Below are 249 nucleotides of genomic sequence, written 5' to 3' on the forward strand. Positions count from 1 at the left end.
TCGCAAAATAGCAGGCGACTAGGGGATTGGTGGTCCAATCCAGCAGGCGAGTTGGAAGTCCGTGGTGTTGGGCGACTGCGAGCCAGTTCCAGTCACCTGTTACCGGAAGCTGGAACATTGGTCCAGCCGATTGCTGGAAGGCTCGAAAGACCCTTTCCTCGTGGAGGGGCGAGTATACGGCAGGCGGTCGTCCGACAGTCGGAATGAATTCGTGCCTTTCTGAGCCACACCCTCGAAAGACTCGCATCG

1 protein-coding gene is annotated in these 249 nt (G+C 57.8%); it reads right to left on the bottom strand.

Features of this window, described 5'->3' with window-relative positions:
- Positions 1 to 247: FRG domain-containing protein (locus tag ACPYOG_RS20185; protein ID WP_481295870.1), on the bottom strand; the 247-nt coding region annotated here is incomplete at its 3' end.
- Between the last annotated feature and the right edge of the window lie 2 nt (positions 248 to 249).

It is taken from the genome of Leifsonia sp. HAY1-4F (genome assembly GCF_056755275.1).